20 protein-coding genes are annotated in these 18,745 nt (G+C 70.2%); 19 read left to right on the plus strand and 1 reads right to left on the minus strand.

The window, feature by feature from the left end; genetic code table 11:
- Window positions 1–20 precede the first annotated feature (20 nt).
- Together ffh and ftsH are read left to right on the plus strand one after the other, a co-directional pair.
- On the plus strand, window positions 21–1,586 hold the full coding sequence (gene ffh, locus MQP27_RS42415; protein WP_242775614.1) for a signal recognition particle protein: 1,566 nt from the start codon (window positions 21–23) through the stop codon (window positions 1,584–1,586).
- A gap of 50 nt (window positions 1,587–1,636) precedes the next feature.
- Window positions 1,637–3,577, plus strand: coding sequence for an ATP-dependent zinc metalloprotease FtsH (ftsH, locus tag MQP27_RS42420; RefSeq protein WP_242775615.1), 1,941 nt, complete (start codon window positions 1,637–1,639; stop codon window positions 3,575–3,577).
- Window positions 3,578–3,594: 17 nt separating this feature from the next.
- Here the strand turns inward: ftsH and MQP27_RS42425 are convergent, their stop codons facing one another.
- On the minus strand, window positions 3,595–4,461 hold the full coding sequence (locus tag MQP27_RS42425) for a class I SAM-dependent methyltransferase (protein WP_242775616.1): 867 nt from the start codon (window positions 4,459–4,461) through the stop codon (window positions 3,595–3,597).
- A 197-nt stretch (window positions 4,462–4,658) separates the two neighbouring features.
- Between MQP27_RS42425 and proS the strand changes: the two genes are divergently transcribed.
- The 17 genes from proS to whiG all read left to right on the plus strand — a co-directional run bounded on the left by proS (window position 4,659) and on the right by whiG (window position 18,694).
- Window positions 4,659–6,074, plus strand: a complete 1,416-nt coding sequence (proS, locus tag MQP27_RS42430) for a proline--tRNA ligase (protein WP_242775617.1) — start codon at window positions 4,659–4,661, stop codon at window positions 6,072–6,074.
- A gap of 261 nt (window positions 6,075–6,335) precedes the next feature.
- Window positions 6,336–6,929 (plus strand): hypothetical protein, encoded by a 594-nt coding sequence (locus MQP27_RS42435; protein WP_242775618.1) that lies wholly within the window; start codon window positions 6,336–6,338, stop codon window positions 6,927–6,929.
- Between the two features lie 292 nt (window positions 6,930–7,221).
- Window positions 7,222–7,641, plus strand: a complete 420-nt coding sequence (gene rpsP, locus MQP27_RS42440) for a 30S ribosomal protein S16 (RefSeq protein ID WP_242775620.1) — start codon at window positions 7,222–7,224, stop codon at window positions 7,639–7,641.
- A gap of 2 nt (window positions 7,642–7,643) precedes the next feature.
- Window positions 7,644–7,883, plus strand: a complete 240-nt coding sequence (locus tag MQP27_RS42445) for an RNA-binding protein (RefSeq protein WP_003973401.1) — start codon at window positions 7,644–7,646, stop codon at window positions 7,881–7,883.
- A gap of 83 nt (window positions 7,884–7,966) precedes the next feature.
- Window positions 7,967–8,509, plus strand: a complete 543-nt coding sequence (gene rimM / locus MQP27_RS42450; protein ID WP_242775622.1) for a ribosome maturation factor RimM — start codon at window positions 7,967–7,969, stop codon at window positions 8,507–8,509.
- 3 nt (window positions 8,510–8,512) lie between these two features.
- A complete protein-coding gene (gene trmD / locus MQP27_RS42455; RefSeq protein ID WP_242775624.1) occupies window positions 8,513–9,346 on the plus strand; it encodes a tRNA (guanosine(37)-N1)-methyltransferase TrmD in 834 nt (277 codons plus the stop codon).
- A gap of 133 nt (window positions 9,347–9,479) precedes the next feature.
- The gene (rplS, locus tag MQP27_RS42460) at window positions 9,480–9,830 is read left to right on the plus strand and encodes a 50S ribosomal protein L19 (protein ID WP_003973398.1); all 351 of its coding nucleotides are present in this window, start codon (window positions 9,480–9,482) and stop codon (window positions 9,828–9,830) included.
- Between the two features lie 45 nt (window positions 9,831–9,875).
- The gene (lepB, locus tag MQP27_RS42465) at window positions 9,876–10,598 is read left to right on the plus strand and encodes a signal peptidase I (protein ID WP_242775625.1); all 723 of its coding nucleotides are present in this window, start codon (window positions 9,876–9,878) and stop codon (window positions 10,596–10,598) included.
- Window positions 10,591–11,721 (plus strand): signal peptidase I, encoded by a 1,131-nt coding sequence (gene lepB, locus MQP27_RS42470; RefSeq protein WP_242775968.1) that lies wholly within the window; start codon window positions 10,591–10,593, stop codon window positions 11,719–11,721. The genes lepB (MQP27_RS42465) and lepB (MQP27_RS42470) overlap by 8 nt, the downstream gene beginning before the upstream one ends.
- Complete coding sequence (gene lepB / locus MQP27_RS42475) at window positions 11,672–12,592, plus strand: signal peptidase I (protein ID WP_242775626.1); 921 nt, start codon at window positions 11,672–11,674, stop codon at window positions 12,590–12,592. The genes lepB (MQP27_RS42470) and lepB (MQP27_RS42475) overlap by 50 nt, the downstream gene beginning before the upstream one ends.
- A gap of 104 nt (window positions 12,593–12,696) precedes the next feature.
- Entirely contained in the window at window positions 12,697–13,473 is a 777-nt protein-coding gene (gene lepB, locus MQP27_RS42480) for a signal peptidase I (RefSeq protein WP_242775627.1), read from the plus strand.
- Complete coding sequence (locus tag MQP27_RS42485; RefSeq protein ID WP_242775628.1) at window positions 13,463–13,984, plus strand: NUDIX hydrolase; 522 nt, start codon at window positions 13,463–13,465, stop codon at window positions 13,982–13,984. Before lepB (MQP27_RS42480) ends, MQP27_RS42485 begins: the two co-directional genes overlap by 11 nt.
- Before the next feature lie 56 nt (window positions 13,985–14,040).
- Entirely contained in the window at window positions 14,041–14,349 is a 309-nt protein-coding gene (locus tag MQP27_RS42490) for a DUF2469 domain-containing protein (RefSeq protein WP_005311352.1), read from the plus strand.
- A 107-nt stretch (window positions 14,350–14,456) separates the two neighbouring features.
- Window positions 14,457–14,819, plus strand: coding sequence for a YraN family protein (locus MQP27_RS42495; RefSeq protein WP_242775629.1), 363 nt, complete (start codon window positions 14,457–14,459; stop codon window positions 14,817–14,819).
- A gap of 1 nt (window position 14,820) precedes the next feature.
- Window positions 14,821–16,446 carry a YifB family Mg chelatase-like AAA ATPase gene (locus MQP27_RS42500; protein ID WP_242775631.1) on the plus strand — a complete coding sequence of 542 codons (1,626 nt, stop codon included), beginning with the start codon at window positions 14,821–14,823 and terminating at the stop codon, window positions 16,444–16,446.
- A complete protein-coding gene (gene dprA / locus MQP27_RS42505) occupies window positions 16,443–17,600 on the plus strand; it encodes a DNA-processing protein DprA (RefSeq protein WP_242775633.1) in 1,158 nt (385 codons plus the stop codon). The genes MQP27_RS42500 and dprA overlap by 4 nt, the downstream gene beginning before the upstream one ends.
- Before the next feature lie 251 nt (window positions 17,601–17,851).
- Complete coding sequence (gene whiG, locus MQP27_RS42510; RefSeq protein WP_242775634.1) at window positions 17,852–18,694, plus strand: RNA polymerase sigma factor WhiG; 843 nt, start codon at window positions 17,852–17,854, stop codon at window positions 18,692–18,694.
- Window positions 18,695–18,745: the final 51 nt, after the last annotated feature.

Below are 18,745 nucleotides of genomic sequence, written 5' to 3' on the forward strand. Positions count from 1 at the left end.
TCCCGAGGACCGACGCCGCCGTGTTCGACACTCTCTCCGATCGCCTCTCAGCGACCTTCAAGAATCTGCGCGGCAAGGGGCGTCTGAGCGAGGCGGACATCGACGCCACCGCGCGCGAGATCCGTATCGCGCTGCTCGAAGCGGACGTGGCGCTGCCGGTCGTCCGGACGTTCATCAAGAACGTCAAGGAGCGCGCTCTCGGCGCCGACGTGTCCCGCGCGCTCAACCCGGCCCAGCAGGTCCTGAAGATCGTGAACGAGGAACTCGTCACGATCCTCGGCGGCGAGACCCGGCGGCTGCGCTTCGCCAAGAACCCGCCCACCGTGATCATGCTGGCGGGTCTGCAGGGTGCCGGTAAGACCACCCTCGCGGGCAAGCTCGGCCACTGGCTGAAGGAGCAGGGTCACTCGCCGCTCCTGGTCGCCGCCGACCTCCAGCGCCCGAACGCCGTGAACCAGCTGAGCGTGGTCGCCGAGCGCGCCGGCGTCGCCGTGTACGCCCCGGAGCCGGGCAACGGCGTGGGCGACCCGGTCAAGGTCGCCAAGGACTCCATCGAGTTCGCGAAGTCGAAGGTCCACGACATCGTGATCGTGGACACCGCCGGCCGGCTCGGTATCGACCAGGAGCTGATGCAGCAGGCGGCGGACATTCGCGACGCGGTCTCGCCCGACGAGATCCTCTTCGTCGTCGACGCGATGATCGGTCAGGACGCGGTCACCACCGCCGAGGCCTTCCGCGACGGCGTCGGCTTCGACGGCGTGGTGCTCTCCAAGCTCGACGGTGACGCCCGCGGTGGTGCCGCCCTGTCGATCCGCCAGGTCACCGGCAAGCCGATCATGTTCGCGTCGAACGGTGAGAAGCTGGAGGACTTCGACGCCTTCCACCCGGACCGGATGGCCTCCCGCATCCTCGACATGGGTGACCTGCTCACCCTGATCGAGCAGGCGGAGAAGACGTTCAGCCAGGAAGAGGCCCAGAAGATGGCCTCCAAGCTGGCGTCCAAAAAGGGCCAGGACTTCACCCTGGACGACTTCCTGGCCCAGATGGAGCAGGTCAGGAAGATGGGCAGCATCAGTAAGCTGCTCGGGATGCTGCCCGGCATGGGCCAGATCAAGGACCAGATCAACAATCTGGACGAGCGGGACGTCGACCGCACCGCCGCGATCATCAAGTCGATGACCCCGGGCGAGCGCCAGGACCCGAACATCATCAACGGCTCGCGTCGCGCCCGTATCGCCAAGGGCTCCGGCGTCGAGGTGAGCGCGGTCAAGAACCTCGTCGAGCGGTTCTTCGAGGCCCGCAAGATGATGTCCCGCATGGCCCAGGGCGGCGGCATGCCCGGTATGCCGGGAGTGCCCGGGATGGGCGGTGGTCCGGGTCGTACGAAGAAGCAGCCCAAGAAGGCCAAGGGCAAGCAGCGCTCGGGCAACCCGATGAAGCGCAAGCAGCAGGAGCAGGAGGAGGCCGAGCGCAGGGCCGCCGGCGCCCAGGGCGGCGCCGTGCCGGGCGGCGCCTTCGGGCTGCCGGGCCAGCAGGGCGGTCAGGACTTCGAGCTGCCGGACGAGTTCAAGAAGTTCATGGGCTGAGTTCACTCTCTGCACGTGCCGGGGGTTGGTCGTTGTCGTAACGTCCCGATATGACCAACCCCGCGCCGCCGCGCAAGTCGCCCGACCAGCCCTGGCGTACCGAGGGCACCCCGGAGGAGCCGCCGAAGCCGCCGCCGGGCGGCCGGAAGATGCGCGGCGGCTGGTGGAGCCTCATCCTGACCGCGCTGGTCGTGTACCTGATCGCCAACCTGATCCTGTCGTTCTTCAACGAGGGCAACGAGCCGACGATCTCCTACACGGAGTTCAGCAAGCAGGTCGACGCGGGCAACGTCACCAAGATCTACGCCAAGGGCGACGCGATCCAGGGCCAGCTCAAGAAGGAGCAGGACAACCCGGACGGCGGCGGCAAGTACACCAAGTTCAACACCCAGCGCCCGTCCTTCGCGGACGACCAGCTCTGGGAGGACCTGACCAAGCACAACGTCACGGTCACGGCCGAGCCGGTCGTCCAGCACCGCAGCTTTCTGGCCAACCTGCTGATCTCGCTGGCGCCGATGCTGCTGCTGATCGCGGTGTGGGTGTTCATCGCGCGCCGGATGAGCTCGGGCCTCGGCGGCGCGGGCGGCATGCTCGGGCGCAAGGCGCCGCCCAAGCCGGTCGAACTGGAACCGGGACAGCAGCGCACGACCTTCGAGGACGTGGCCGGCATCGACGAGGTCGAGGGCGAGCTCAACGACGTCGTCGACTTCCTGAAGAACCCGGACGCCTATCGCCGCATGGGCGCCAAGATGCCCCGGGGCGTCCTGCTCGCGGGCCCGCCCGGCACCGGCAAGACCCTGCTCGCGCGGGCGGTCGCCGGCGAGGCCGGCGTGCCGTTCTTCTCGGCCTCCGCCTCCGAGTTCATCGAGATGATCGTCGGCGTCGGCGCCTCGCGCGTGCGTGAACTGTTCGCGGAGGCCCGCAAGGTGGCCCCCTCCATCATCTTCATCGACGAGATCGACACCATCGGCCGAGCCCGCGGCGGCGGCGCCTCCATGGGCGGTCACGACGAGCGCGAGCAGACCCTCAACCAGATCCTCACCGAGATGGACGGCTTCTCCGGCTCCGAGGGCGTCATCGTCATCGCCGCCACCAACCGCGCCGACATCCTCGACCCGGCCCTGACCCGCCCGGGCCGCTTCGACCGGGTCGTGCAGGTCTCGCCCCCGGACCGCGGCGGCCGCGAGGCCATCCTGCGGATCCACACCCGCGAGATCCCCCTCGCGGAGAACGTCGACCTCGCCCAGGTGGCCCGTACGACCCCGGGCATGACCGGCGCGGAACTCGCCAACCTCGCCAACGAGGCCGCCCTCCTCGCGGTCAAGCGCAAGCAGGAGCGCGTCACCCAGTCCGACCTCTCCGAGGCCCTGGAGAAGGTCCAACTGGGCGCCGAGCGGCCCCTGGTGATGCCCGAGGAGGAGCGCCGCAGGACGGCGTACCACGAGAGCGGCCACGCCCTCCTCGGTATGCTCCAGCCCGGCGCCGACCCCGTCCGCAAGATCACCATCGTGCCGCGCGGCCGCGCCCTCGGCGTCACCCTCTCCACGCCGGAGTCCGACAAGTACGCCTACACCGAGGAGTACCTGCGCGGCCGGATCATCGGCGCGCTCGGCGGCATGGCGGCCGAGCAGGTCGTCTACGGGGTGATCACCACCGGCGCCGAGAACGACCTCGAACAGGTCACCAACATCGCGCGCGGGATGGTCGCCCGCTGGGGCATGAGCGAGCGCGTCGGCCGCCTCTCGGCCCTCCCGAACGACGCCCAGCAGGCGTACGGCCTCGCCGCCGCCCCGCAGACCCTCGACGTCATCGACGGCGAGATGCGCCGCATCGTCGACGAGTGCTACGAGGAGGCCTGCCGCAAGCTCGTCGACCACCGCGGCCAGCTGGACGCGCTCGCCGAGGCGTTGCTGGAACGCGAGACCCTGGAGGAGGCCGACGCGTACCACATCGCCGGCATCACCCGCCTCAAGAAGGACGCCGACGTCTAGGGCGTGCGCGCGGACGTCTAGGGCGTGCGTGCGATCAGGTACCGGAAGACGTTCGGCATCCACACCGTCCCGTCCGTGCGGAGGTACGGGTGCAGCGCCTCCGCCAGCTCCTTCTCGACCTGCGTCGCGTCGGTCGCCGCGATCGCCGCGTCGAACAGGCCCGTCGACAGCAGCCCGCGCACCGCGCTGTCCATGCCGGCGTAGCCGAAGGGGCAGGCGACCCGGCCCGAGCCGTCGGGCTTCAGCCCCGCCCGCTGGGCCACCTCCTCCAGGTCGTCGCGAAGGGCGGGGCGCCAACTGCCCGCACTGCGCAGCGGATCCGCCAGCCTGGTGGCCACCCGCAGTACGGACGACGTGGCGCAGCGCTCCGGCGGACCCCAGCCGGCGAGCACCACGGGCGCCCCGCGCTCGGCGAGCGGTGTCGCTGCCCGCAGCAGCCCGCCGAGCCCCTCCGAGTCGCCCGCCAGACACCCGATCGGCTCGAAAGCCGTCACCAGGGTGTACGCGGGCGTCTCCGCGCCGCCCGCGGACGTGAGGTCGGCGGGCGAACCGTCGACGAGCCGGGTGTCCGCACGCGCGCGTGCGTCCGACGCGTCCGGAAGCAGCCGCTCGCGCGCCAGGGCGAGCCGTTCGGGGGAGGAGTGGTCGACACCGGTGACCGCCGCGCCTCTCGCCGCGGCCATCAGCAGGGCCAGCCCGGAACCGCAGCCGATCCCCATCATCCGGGTGCCCTGGCCCACTTCGAGTCGCTCGTAGACGGCCTCGTAGAGCGGCACCAGCATCCGCTCCTGGATCTCGGACCAGTCACGCGCGCGTGCACACAGATCCACGCGGGGCGAACCGCCCGCATGGGGTGGGTGCCGCCGCACGAGCGTAGGTGTCATCAAAGCGCCCCAATCCGCCGAGAGTTGCCGCTGTGCCCGTTTCCGTAGCCCCCGTGACGTGCGCTCGCTCTCCCCCCGTATGCCAGGTAACTCCGCACTCGACCGCTCGTCCAGGGTTTTGGGGCCCGGCTTGTGGGTTGACTGTGCGGGGGAAAAAGAATTCACATCGGCGCAACGTGAGCCCGTAACATCCCGTCATGGCAAAGGCACCCGTACTCACACCCCGGGCGGACGACTTCCCCCGCTGGTACCAGGATCTGGTCAACAAGGCCGAGCTGGCCGACAACGGTCCGGTGCGCGGCACCATGGTCATCCGACCGTACGGGTACGGGCTGTGGGAGCGGATGCAGGCCGAGATGGACGCCCGGATCAAGGCCACGGGCACCCAGAACGCGTACTTCCCGCTGCTGATCCCCCAGTCGTACTTCGCCCGGGAGGCCGACCACGTCGAGGGCTTCGCGCCCGAGCTGGCCGTGGTCACCCATGGCGGCGGCAAGGAGCTGGAGGAGCCCGCGGTCGTCCGCCCCACCTCCGAGATGATCATCAACGACTACTTCTCGAAGTGGGTGCAGAGTTACCGCGACCTGCCCCTGAAGATCAACCAGTGGGCCAACGTGGTCCGCTGGGAGCTGCGCCCCCGTCTCTTCCTCCGTACGACGGAATTCCTGTGGCAGGAGGGCCACACCGCGCACGCGAGCTACGAGGAGGCGCGCGACTTCGCCGCGCACATCCAGCGGGACGTGTACGGGGAGTTCATCGAGAACGTCCTCGCCATGGACTTCGTCGCCGGCCGCAAGACGGTCAAGGAGCGCTTCGCCGGCGCGATCAACACCCTCACGCTGGAAAGCATGATGGGCGACGGCAAGGCCCTCCAGATGGTCACCAGCCACGAGCTCGGCCAGAACTTCGCCAAGGCCTTCAACACCCGGTACCTGTCGAGGGAAGGCAAGCAGGAACTCGTCTGGCAGACCTCCTGGGGCTCCACCACCCGCATGATCGGCGCCCTGGTGATGACTCACGGGGATGACAACGGCCTGCGCGTCCCGCCGCGGCTCGCGCAGATCCAGGTTGTCGTCCTCGCCGTCAAGGGCGACGAGCCGGTTCTGGCCAAGGTCCGCGAGATCGGCGACCGGCTGACGGCGGCGGGCGTCCGCGTCCACGTCGACGACCGCACCGAGACCCCCTTCGGCCGCCGCGCGGTCGACTGGGAGCTCAAGGGCGTGCCGGTCCGCATCGAGGTCGGCCCCCGTGACCTGGAGAACGGCACGGCGATGCTCGCCCGCCGGATCCCGGGCGGCAAGGAGCCGGTCGCGATCGACTCCCTCGTACGACTGCTGCCCGCGATCCTGGAGGAGGACCAGGCGCTGCTGCTCGCCCAGTCCCGGGAGCGCCGCCAGGCGCGTACGTCCGACGTGTCGACGATCGAGGAGGCCGTCGAGGCGACCGGTGCCGGCGGCTGGGCCCGCATCCCGTGGGCCGACCTCGGCGAAGAGGGCGAGGCCAGGCTGGCCGAGCACGCGGTGACCGTACGGTGTCTGGTCGCTTCCGACGGGTCGGTGCCGGACTCCCAGGACGCACCCGGTAACGTCGCGGTCGTCGCGCGCGCTTACTGAGACACAGGGCTTCCGCCGCGAGAGCGACCGAAACGCCTCTTGCGCACCTGCGGATCACAGCCGCACCGGCGCGTGGACATCCGCTACGCGCCGGTGCGTACGTCAGGCTACGTACCGGCTTGGTACGAGCTGTGAGGCTTCTCCGCAGATCAGCGCACCCGCCCTCGTCTCCACGCATCAGCGGCAACTGACGGGTACGTGCAAATTATTTGGGATGCCCCGGAATAGGAACACAGCGGCACCCCCGCTCGTTGTCATTACGTGAGCACGACACAGACACCACCTGTTCTCGCCGCAGAGCTGGCAGAGGCGTGGGCCGACATTCAGCGGTACCACCCCGAGCTGCCGGACCTTGCCGCGCCAGAGTCCCTGATCGGAGAGTCCTCGTCCGCGTGCGGTCACGAGCTCTCCTTCGAGCGACTGCTCCATGAAGCAGTCCACGGCATCGCCGCGGCACGCGGCGTGCGAGACACGTCCCGCGCCGGCCGGTACCACAACCGCAGATTCCTCGCGATCGCCGAGGAGCTGGGCCTGGACCACCCCGAGGAGCCGCACCCCAGCAGCGGCTTCTCGCTGGTCACGCTCAACCCCGAGGCCAAGCGCCGCTACCGCCCCACCATGGAGCGGCTGCAGCGCGCCCTCAAGGCCCACACGGCGGCCACCTCCGCGGACACCCCGAAGAGCTTCCGCGGCCCGGCGGCCCGGCACGGCTCCTCCGGGGGCGGGGTGCGCGTCAAGGCGGTCTGCGACTGCGGTCGTAACGTCCGGGTCGTTCCGTCGGTCCTTGCCCAGGCACCGATCGTGTGCGGCGGCTGCGGGAAGCCCTTCCGGATTCCCGAGGCGGTCGCGGCGTAACGCGGGAGCACGAAGTACCGGCATCTCGTGGCTGCCGGTGCGGCCGGCGCCCGGCGTGACTCACCTCCACGCCGGGTGCCGCTTCGGCATGTCCGCGCGGGTGTCCTGGGGCGGTCCGTCCCCGGCGGCGGAACCGACCGGCCGGGTGTGGCACAATGGCTAGCTGTACTCGACAGCCGCACAGGACCCCTCTCTCCTCCGGCTGACGCGTCCATCGGGCACTCGGGTACCGCAACCCCACGCGGCAATCTCGCCGTGCCCAACCACGTCAAAACCAGGAGAACCCACTCCCGTGGCAGTCAAGATCAAGCTGAAGCGTCTGGGCAAGATCCGTTCGCCTCACTACCGCATCGTCGTCGCCGACTCCCGCACCCGCCGTGACGGCCGTGCGATCGAGGAGATCGGCAAGTACCACCCGACCTACAACCCGTCGGTCATCGAGGTGGACGCCGACCGTGTGGCCTACTGGCTGGGTGTCGGCGCGCAGCCGACCGAGCCCGTCCTCGCCATTCTGAAGAAGACCGGCGACTGGCAGAAGTTCAAGGGCGAGCCCGCCCCGGCTCCGCTGCTGGTCGCCGAGCCGAAGAAGGCGCGCCCGTCGTTCGAGGCCCTCGGTGGCGAGGACGAGGGCAAGGGTGAGGCGATCACCCAGAAGAAGAAGGCGGAGAAGAAGGACGAGGCTGCCGCCGAGTCCGAGTCGGCCGAGGCCTGAGCATGCTCGAGGAGGCTCTCGAGCACCTCGTGAAGGGCATCGTCGACAACCCTGACGATGTGCAGGTCGCATCCCGCAACCTGCGCCGCGGGCGCGTGCTCGAGGTCCGGGTCCACCCCGACGACCTCGGCAAGGTGATCGGCCGCAACGGCCGCACCGCACGCGCTCTGCGCACCGTCGTGGGCGCCATCGGCGGCCGCGGTGTCCGCGTCGACCTCGTCGACGTCGACCACGTCCGCTGACGCCGAACACAGCACCGGCTCGGGCCGGGGAGGGCCACTGGGCCGTCCCCGGCCCGTAGTCGTATGACAGGAGATGTGGACACGTGCAGCTGGTAGTCGCACGGATCGGCCGTGCCCATGGCATCAAGGGCGAGGTCACCGTCGAGGTACGCACCGACGAGCCGGAGCTCAGGCTCGCGCCCGGAGCCGTGCTCGCCACCGATCCCGCCACTGCGGGACCCCTCACGATCGAGACCGGCCGCGTCCACAGCGGCCGCCTCCTCCTGCGCTTCGAGGGCGTCAAGGACCGCAACGCCGCCGAAGCCCTCCGCAACATCCTCCTGATCGCCGAGGTCGACCCTCAGGAGCTGCCCGAGGAGGAGGACGAGTACTACGACCACCAGCTGATGGACCTGGACGTGGTCACCGCGGACGGCGTCGAGGTCGGCCGCATCACCGAGATCTCGCACCTGCCCTCCCAGGACCTCTTCATCGTGGAGCGGCCCGACGGGAGCGAAGTGATGATCCCCTTCGTCCAGGAGATCGTCACCGAGATCGACCTGGAGGAGCAGAGGGCGGTCATCAAGCCCCCGCCCGGGCTGATCGACGGCCAGGCGGAGATCGCGGGCTCGCGGGAAGAGTCGTAAGAGATGCGCCTCGACGTCGTCACGATCTTCCCCGAGTACCTGGAACCCCTGAACGTCTCCCTCGTGGGCAAGGCACGCGCGCGTGGACAGCTCGACGTCCATGTGCACGACCTGCGCGCGTGGACGTACGACCGCCACAACACGGTCGACGACACCCCCTACGGCGGCGGCCCCGGCATGGTCATGAAGACCGAGCCCTGGGGCGACGCCCTCGACTCGGCCCTCGCCGACGGCTACGAGACCGGCTCGCACACGCCCGCCCTGATCGTCCCCACCCCCAGCGGCCGCCCCTTCACCCAGGAACTCGCCGTCGAGCTCTCCGAGCGCCCCTGGCTGATCTTCACACCGGCGCGCTACGAGGGCATCGACCGCCGTGTGATCGACGAGTACGCGACCCGGATGCCGGTCCACGAGGTGTCCATCGGCGACTACGTCCTCGCCGGCGGCGAGGCGGCCGTACTGGTCATCACGGAAGCGGTGGCGCGACTGCTCCCCGGCGTCCTCGGCAACGCCGAGTCCCACCGCGACGACTCCTTCGCGCCCGGTGCCATGGCCAACCTCCTGGAGGGCCCCGTCTACACCAAGCCCCCTGAGTGGCGCGGCCGCGGGATCCCGGACGTGCTGCTCAGCGGCCACCACGGCAGGATCGCCCGCTGGCGCCGCGACGAGGCGCTCAGGCGTACGACGGCCAACCGGCCCGACCTCATCGAGCGCTGCGACCCCAAGGCCTTCGACAAGAAGGACCGCGAGATGCTCTCCATCCTGGGCTGGGCCCCGGACCCGGCGGGGGAGCCGTACGGCCGATTTTGGCGCAGGCCCGAGGGCGTGGAAGAATAGGTCGCTGTTGTGCGTCGTCCGGCGTGCGCCCCTGCCACAGGGGGACACGACGCCCGCCCCGACACGGACAGCATCCTCTCGGAAACCTAGTTACCGCCTATGACCTGTGGCATGGGTGAAGAAAGCAGACGAAATGTCTCACCTGCTCGACTCCGTCGACGCCGCGTCGCTGCGCAGCGACGTCCCGGCCTTCCGCCCGGGTGACACCGTCAACGTCCACGTCCGCGTCATCGAGGGCAACCGCTCCCGTGTGCAGCAGTTCAAGGGCGTTGTGATCCGCCGCCAGGGCGCCGGTGTCCGCGAGACCTTCACGGTCCGCAAGGTCTCCTTCTCCGTCGGCGTCGAGCGCACCTTCCCGGTGCACACTCCGATCGTCGAGAAGATCGAGCTCGTCACCCGCGGTGACGTGCGTCGCGCCAAGCTGTACTACCTGCGCGAGCTGCGCGGTAAGGCCGCGAAGATCAAGGAGAAGCGCGACAGCTGAGCTCGCGCCGGGATCCATAGAACCGCCGGATAGCATCTGGCCTCGATGGAGACCGAAGCACAGCAGACGGAGCGCGACCGCTCCTCCCGCCCTGATCCAGTGGCCGCGGAGGGACGGTCGCGTTTCGCGTTGGTGGCGAAGGTCACCGACTGGCTGCCGGGCGGGCGGATCACCCTGACCGTGCTGGTCTGCCTGGTCTTTTTGCTGCTCCTCAACACTTTCGTGGTGCAACCCTTCCAGATTCCCAGCGGATCCATGGAAAACGGATTGAGGATCGGCGACCGCGTTCTCGTAAATAAGTTGGCGTACCGTTTCGGTGCCCAGCCGCGGCGGGGAGATGTCGTTGTGTTCGACGGCACCGGCTACTTCGGGAGCGCCGACTACATCAAACGCGTCGTGGGTGTGGGGGGAGACCGAGTGGTCTGCTGTGACAAGGAGGGGAGGATCGAGGTGAACGGCCGGTCGGTCGACGAGTCGTCGTTCCTGTACCCCGGGGACACCCCGTCCACGGTGCCCTTCAGCGTCGTCGTGCCCGACGGCACCCTCTTCGTCCTCGGCGACCACCGCAGCGTCTCCAGCGACTCCCGCGACCACCTGGGCTCGCCCGGCGGCGGCATGATCCCGCTCTCCGACGTGATCGGACGAGCCGACTGGATCGTCTGGCCCGCCGGCCACCTCACGCGCCTGCACCGGCCGAGCGCCTACGCGCGCGTGCCCGCCGACGCCTCGGAGGCGACCGCGAAGAGAGCCGGCGGTGCGCATGGGTAACCGCGGCAAGCCGCGCGGCGCGGCGCCCAGCAGCCCCTTCGGCACCGAGAACCTGCTGCCCACCGGATCGCGGCGCACCAGTGGCTCCGCGGGCGTCGCCGGCCCGGCCGGCGGCCGCTCCCGGGCGGAGCGGCGCAAGCTTCAGCGCAAGGTCAAGCGAAAGCGCAGGCGCAGCGCGGTCAAGGAGATACCGCTCCTGGTCGGCGTCGCCGTACTCATAGCCCTGGTCCTGAAGACGTTCCTCGTCCAGGCGTTCGTGATCCCGTCGGGCTCCATGGAGCAGACGATCCGGATCGGCGACCGTGTCCTGGTCGACAAGTTCACCCCGTGGTTCGGCTCCGAGCCCAAGCGCGGCGACGTCGTCGTCTTCAAGGACCCCGGCGGCTGGCTCGCGGACGAGCAGACCACGACGACCGGCAACGACCCCATCGTGGTCAAGCAGGTCAAGGAGGCGCTGACGTTCATCGGCCTGCTGCCGTCCAACAACGAGAAGGACCTCATCAAGCGGGTCATCGGCGTCGGCGGCGACCACGTCAAGTGCTGCGACGCACAGGGCCGGATGACCGTCAACGGCGTGCCGCTGACCGAGGGCGACTACCTGTATCCCGGAAACGCCCCGTCCACACAGGAGTTCGACATCACCGTCCCGAAGGGCCGGCTGTGGGTGATGGGCGACCACCGGGCCAACTCCGCGGACTCCCGCGCCCATATGAACACCGCCTACGGCGGCACGGTCTCCCTGGACTCCGTGGTGGGACGGGCGAAGGTCATCGCCTGGCCCATGGGGCACTGGACTTCCTTGGAAGAACCTAAAACTTTCGCCTCCGTTTCCAACTCCGTGTCGGGGACGACCGCGGCCCCGCAGCTGTCGCATAGGGTTGCTCCCGACGATCTGAACACAGCCATCCAGCTCCCGACCCCTGCGGAACTCCCGCTCGTTATGGGAGTGGTGGGCCTGCGTCGCGTATGGGGCAGGCAGCGGCACAGAGTAAGGAGTTGGCGTGGGGGATGTGGCGGTTGGCGCACGGTCCGGACACGACGGCGAGGAGCACCGCGGGCAGCCCGGTCAAGGGATGTCGGCAGCCGTCCCGGCCGCGGACGGCGCCGTGACCTCCGGGAGTGACCCCTCGGCGGACGACGACGGCGTGCCGCGCGACGCGCAGACCAGGGCGGACGGCCAGGGGCCGGGCGACGCGGCGCCCAGGGCGAAGAAGCAGCGCTCCTTCTGGAAGGAGCTGCCCATCCTCATCGGCATCGCGCTCGTCCTCGCGCTGCTGATCAAGACCTTCCTGGTGCAGGCGTTCTCGATCCCGTCGGACTCGATGCAGAACACCCTCCAGCAGGGCGACCGCGTTCTGGTCGACAAGCTCACCCCCTGGTTCGGCTCCAAGCCCGAGCGCGGCGAGGTCGTCGTCTTCCACGACCCGGACAACTGGCTGGCGGGCGAGCCCACCGCCAACCCGAACGCGCTGCAGAAGGTCCTCAGCTGGATCGGCCTGATGCCGTCCGCCGAGGAGAAGGACCTCATCAAGCGCGTCATCGGCGTCGGCGGCGACACGGTCTCCTGCAAGGGCAGCGGCCCGCTGAAGGTCAACGGCAAGCCGCTGAACGACACGTCGTTCGTGTACGCGGGCAACACCCCGTGCAGCGTGGACGACCAGGGCGGCCAGTTCACGGTGAAGGTCCCCAAGGGCTACATCTGGGTCATGGGCGACCACCGGCAGAACTCCCGTGACTCCCGCTACAACCAGAGCGACAAGAACCACGGCATGGTCCCGGTCGACAAGGTCGTCGGACGCGCCATCGTCATCGCCTGGCCGATCAACCGCTGGGACACCCTGCCGATCCCGGACACCTTCGACCAGCCCGGTCTCGGCGACCAGTCCTCGGCGGCCGGCGCCCTGACGGCGGCACCGAACGCGCTCGCCCTCACCGGTGTCGTGCCGGTCGCGCTGTGGCGCCGCAGGAGGATCGCGCCCGCCGAGACCCGCTGAGCGGGGTCCTCGACCCCGCCTTGGTGAAAGCCTGGTGCAGCTGTGACCTCGGCGGCCAGGGAAGGGCTGACCGCTCCAGGTACCGCCGGGTAGGGTGCGGACCCATGGGTGGCGAGAGCACTACACGTACGGCCCCGCGCAGCGGCGGCAGGAGCACGGGCCCGGTGGGCAGCAAGGCCGGACAGCGACTGTCCGGGATCGCGGTCGCACTGGGCATTGTGCTGTTCCTCGGAGGCTTCGCCTGGGGAGCGGTGGTGTACCGGCCGTACACCGTGCCGACCACCTCGATGACGCCGACCATCGACGCCGGCGACCGGGTGCTGGCGCAGCGCGTCGACGGCAGCGAGATACACCGGGGCGACGTGGTCGTCTTCACCGACAAGACGTGGGTGACCAACGCCCCCGTGGTCAAGCGCGTGGTCGCGGTCGGCGGTGACACGGTCTCCTGCTGCACCGACGGCAAGCTGACCGTCAACGGCAAGCAGATCGACGAGGGCTACCTCAAGGGCAGCGCGGTCGAGGACAAGAAGATCCCGACCGTGAAGGTCCCCAAGGGCCGCCTGTTCCTCCTCGGCGACGAGCGCCAGGGCTCCCTGGACTCCTCCGCCCACCTCAGCGACGCGGCCCAGGGCACGGTCGCCGAGTCCGCCGTGACGGCTCGCGTGGACGCCGTGGTCTGGCCGATGAAGGGCATGCTGGAGCGCCCCACGGGCTTCGAGGCCCTGGGCGCCCTGTCGACGGCGGGCCCGCTGCGCATCATCGTCACGCTGATCGTCGTCGGCGCGGTCCTGGTCCTCGGCGGTGGGGCGTACGGCCCGATCGCCAAGCGCATGGGCAACCGCCGCGCCCGCACCCGGACGGAGCCCGTGGGTGCCCGCTGAGCCGGCGGACGGCCCCGGGACCGCGCCGCGCAAGGTGGCCCGGGTCGTGCTGCTGGATCCCGACGACCGCATCCTGCTCCTGTACGGCCACGAACCGGACGACCCGACGGACGACTGGTGGTTCACGCCGGGCGGTGGCGTCGAGGGCGACGAGACGCGTGAGGAGGCCGCGGTACGGGAACTCGCCGAGGAGACCGGCATCACCGAGGTCGAGCTCGGGCCCGTGCTGTGGCGTCGGCAGTGCTCCTTCCCGTTCGCCGGCCGCCGCTGGGACCAGGACGAGTGGTACTACCTGGCCAGGACGGCGCAGACGTCCGACGCGTTGCCCGGGGCCAGAGGGCTGACGGAGCTGGAGCGGCGCAGTGTCGCCGGAGCACGCTGGTGGACGTGTGCGGAACTGACCCGGGCACATGAGACGGTGTATCCGACCAGACTCGCCGAGCTGCTCCGCAGGCTGCTCGACGAAGGTCCCCCTGCCGGACCCGTGACCCTCGACACGGAAATCGTCTAGAGGCTCATGGGACTGGCGCACAATGGTGGGATCGCACGGCTGAAGGGGAACATGCCATGAGCGCCGAGGACCTCGAGAAGTACGAGACCGAGATGGAGCTGAAGCTCTACCGGGAGTACCGCGATGTCGTCGGTCTGTTCAAATACGTGATCGAGACCGAGCGGCGCTTCTACCTGACCAACGACTACGAGATGCAGGTGCACTCGGTCCAGGGCGAGGTGTTCTTCGAGGTCTCGATGGCGGACGCGTGGGTCTGGGACATGTACCGACCGGCTCGGTTCGTCAAGCAGGTGCGAGTGCTCACGTTCAAGGACGTGAACATCGAGGAGCTGAACAAGAGCGATCTGGAGCTGCCGGGCAGCTGAGTGTCACCCGTGGGGGTGACGGAGTTCTCCACAACCGCTGAGTAGTCCACCAAGATCAACTCGGTGGGCGGGTTCGCGTGATCGTTGGCGCCGGAGGTGGTGCCGACATGAACGCACGCAGTGCACTCGGCAGGTACGGCGAGGAGCTGGCCGCGCGGCGGCTGGCCGAGGCCGGGATGACGGTCCTGGAGCGCAACTGGCGCTGTGGCAGGACCGGGGAGATCGACATCGTCGCGAGGGACGGGGACGTCCTGGTCGTCTGCGAGGTCAAGACGCGCCGCGCGGGGCCCTTCGAGCACCCCATGGCCGCGGTGACGCCAGAGAAGGCGGAGCGGCTGCGGGGGCTCGCCGCGCACTGGATCCACACCCACGGAGGCGCACCACCGGGCGGCGTCCGCATCGACCTGGTGGGCGTCCTGCTGCCACAACGCGGGGCACCGGTCGTCGAGCACGCGCGGGGGGTGGCCTGAGATGGGGTTCGCGCGTACGTGCTCGGTGGCGCTGGTGGGCGTCGAGGGCGTGGTGGTGGAGGTCCAGGCGGACCTGGAGCCCGGGGTGGCGGCGTTCACGCTGGTGGGGTTGCCGGACAAGAGCCTGAGTGAGAGTCGGGATCGGGTGCGGGCGGCGGTGGTGAATTCGGGAGGCGAGTGGCCGCAGAAGAAGCTCACCGTCGGACTGAGCCCGGCGTCGGTGCCGAAGGCGGGTTCCGGCTTCGACCTGGCGGTGGCCTGCGCGGTGCTGGGTGCCTCCGAGCGGATCGACCCACGGGTGCTGGCCGACATCGTGATGATCGGCGAGCTGGGTCTCGACGGCAGGGTGAGGCCGGTCCGGGGCATCCTGCCGGCGGTGCTGGCGGCGGCGGACGCGGGCTATGAACAGGTGGTCGTGCCCGAGTGCGCGGCCGCGGAGGCCTCGCTCGTGCCCGGGGTGTCCGTGCTGGGTGTGCGGAGCCTGCGGCAGCTCATCGCCGTCCTCGCGGACGAGCCCGTGCCCGACGAGGAACCGGATGAGCCGGGCCGCCCGGACCCGCTCCTGGCCGGTCTGCGGGTGCCCGGTACGGGCGCGGCCACGGGCATGCACAGCATGGGCGCCGCACAGCAGGACCACGGCCACGACCTCGCGGACGTCGTGGGCCAGATCTCGGCGAGGACGGCGGTGGAGGTCTCGGCAGCCGGTGGGCACCACCTGTTCCTGGAAGGGCCGCCCGGTGCCGGCAAGACGATGCTCGCGGAGCGGCTGCCCGCCGTCCTGCCCAGGCTGACCCGGGAGGAGTCGCTGGAGGTCACGGCCGTCCACTCGGTGGCGGGCCTGCTGCCCCCGGGCAAGCCCTTGGTCGATGCCGCCCCGTACTGCGCCCCGCACCATTCGGCGACCATGCAGGCACTGGTGGGCGGCGGAGCGGGCATCGCCCGGCCCGGCGCGGTGTCGCTCTCGCACCGGGGTGTCCTCTTCCTGGACGAGACTCCCGAGTTCAACAGCCAGGCCCTCGACGCGCTGCGGCAGCCGCTGGAGGCCGGGCACGTCGTGATCGCCCGCAGTGCGGGGGTCGTGCGCTTCCCGGCGAAGTTCCTGATGGTGCTCGCGGCCAACCCCTGTCCCTGTGGCCGGTTCTCGCAGATGGACGACTTCTGCGAGTGTCCGCCCTCGGCGATCCGCCGCTACCAGGCACGGCTGTCCGGGCCGCTGCTCGACCGGGTGGACCTGCGGGTCGAGGTGGACCGGGTGACGCGCTCCGAGCTGGCCCGGCGTGGGGCCGGAGGCGAGTCGACGGCGACTGTCGCCGACCGGGTCAGGGCGGCGCGGGAGCGTGCGGCGGCACGGTTCACCGGCACCCCGTGGCGCACCAACAGCGAGGTACCGGGCCGCGAGCTGCGCAGTCGCTGGCATGCCGTGAGCGGGGCGATGGACGAGGCCGAGCGCAACCTGGAGCGGGGCGTGCTGACCGCCCGGGGAATCGACCGGGTCCTGCGCGTCGCCTGGACCGTCGCCGACCTCGTCGGCCATGACCGCCCCGACGCGACGGACGTCGCCCTGGCGCTGCAACTGCGCACGGGAGTGCCGCGCGGCGTGCCGATGGCCATCGGGGCGCTGACATGAGCGACGACGACTCCGGCCGCGAGCTGCTCGCCCGAGTCTTCCTAGCCCGTGTCCTCGAACCCGGTGACGAGGTCGGGGGCAGGTGGGTGCGGGAGCTCGGGGCCGTGGAGGTCGCGCGGTGTCTCAAGGCCGGTGGGCCGCAGCTCGTCGGGGTCACTGACAAGCGGTGGGGCGGATTGTTGGCGCGGGCGTCCGAGGACCGGGCGGAGATGGATCTCGATGTGGCCCGGGCCGCCGGGATGCGGTTCGTCGTGCCGGGGGACGCCGAGTGGCCGGGGCAGCTCGACGACCTCGGCGACGGGCGGCCGCTCGGGGTGTGGGTGCGCGGGATGCCCAGCCTGCGGATGTGGGCGCTCAGGTCGGTCGCCGTCGTGGGCGCCCGCGCCTGCACCGAATACGGCGCCCACATGGCCGCCACCCTGGGCGCGGGGCTCGCCGAGCGCGGCTGGGTCGTCGTCTCCGGCGGAGCCTACGGCGTCGACGGCGCGGCCCACCGCGGCGCTCTCGGCGCCGGCGGAGCCACCGTCGCCGTACTGGCCTGCGGAGTCGACCGGCCCTACCCGCGCGGCCACACCGAGTTGATCACCAGGATCGCGGAACAGGGACTCGTCATCGGGGAGTTGCCGCCGGGAGATCACCCGACCCCCAGCCGCTTCATCGTCCGCAACCGCGTGATCGCCGCTCTCACCAGAGGCACCGTGGTCGTCGAGGCCGCCCACCGCAGCGGCTCCCTCGTCACCGCCCGGGCCGCACAACGCCTCGGACGCCACACGATAGGGGTACCCGGCCCGGCCACTAGCAGCCTGTCCGCCGGCGTGCACGAACTCCTGCGCGGCGACGCCGTCCTCGTCACCGACGCCGCCGAAGTCGTCGAACTGGTCGGTGACATCGGCGAACTGGCCCCGCAGCGGCGCGGCCCCGTGCTGCCGACGGACCTGCTGGAGCCCGGTGCCAGGCGGGTGCTGGCCGCGCTGCCCGGACGCGGCGCGGCCACGGCCGACGCGGTGGCCCGGGGCGCGCTGACCACGCGGGACGACGCGATCGCGAGACTGTACGAACTCCGATCACTTGGTTACGTCGAACGACACGGCGACGGCTGGAAGTTGACACGCCAGACGATGATCTCCGTCCGCGGCGGCCGGGGCCGATGCTGACCGAGCGTGTTCGGCCGTCCGGGGGAAGCCTGACACCTGTGGAAATACCCGCAGTTGGCGCCCCCGGGCGGTCACGTACAGCGACGGCCGTGACTCGGTGGAGCGCCCTGAGGAACGTATCTGCGTACGCGTCCCGCCCCTCTCTTCGCGCACCGCGACGCTCCAGTCACGCTACGCTCACGTGGATTCCGACACAGTCCCCCACATCTCCCCCTTCACGTACTTCACGGCAGAACGGCACAAGGCGACGAATGCCCCAGCACACCTCCGGCTCCGACCGGGCGGCGATCCCCCCAGCCGCCCGTGACGGTGGCAGCGTGCGGCCGCCCGCTCCCTCGACGCTCGACGAGCTGTGGCGGTCGTACAAGGCGACCGGGGACGAGCGGCTGCGGGAGCAGCTGATCCTGCACTACTCGCCGCTGGTGAAGTACGTGGCGGGGCGGGTGAGCGTCGGGCTGCCGCCCAACGTGGAGCAGGCCGACTTCGTGTCGTCCGGGGTGTTCGGGCTGATCGACGCGATCGAGAAGTTCGACGTCGACCGGGAGATCAAGTTCGAGACGTACGCGATCACCCGGATCCGCGGCGCGATGATCGACGAGCTGCGGGCCCTTGACTGGATCCCGCGGTCGGTGCGGCAGAAGGCGCGGAACGTCGAGCGGGCCTACGCGACCCTGGAGGCGCGGCTTCGGCGGACGCCGTCGGAGCAGGAGGTGGCCGCCGAGATGAGCATCCCGGTGGACGAACTGCACGCCGTGTTCAGTCAGTTGTCGCTGGCCAACGTGGTGGCGCTGGAGGAGCTGCTGCACGTCGGGGGCGAGGGCGGGGACCGGCTCAGCCTCATGGACACGCTGGAGGACACCGCCGCGGACAACCCCGTGGAGGTGGCGGAGGACCGGGAGCTCAGACGGTTCCTGGCGCGGGCGATCAACACGCTGCCCGAGCGGGAGAAGACCGTCGTCACGCTCTACTACTACGAGGGGCTCACGCTCGCCGAGATCGGGAACGTGCTCGGAGTGACCGAGAGCCGGGTCAGCCAGATCCACACCAAGTCGGTGCTGCAGCTGCGGGCGAAGCTGGCGAGTTTCGGACGCTGAGCGGAGCGGGAGTGAGGGTGAGTCCCTCCCGTCGGCGGCGGTGCGTCCGTA

Origin of the sequence: Streptomyces cylindrosporus (assembly GCF_022698165.1) — a bacterium.
Lineage (GTDB): Bacteria > Actinomycetota > Actinomycetes > Streptomycetales > Streptomycetaceae > Streptomyces > Streptomyces cylindrosporus.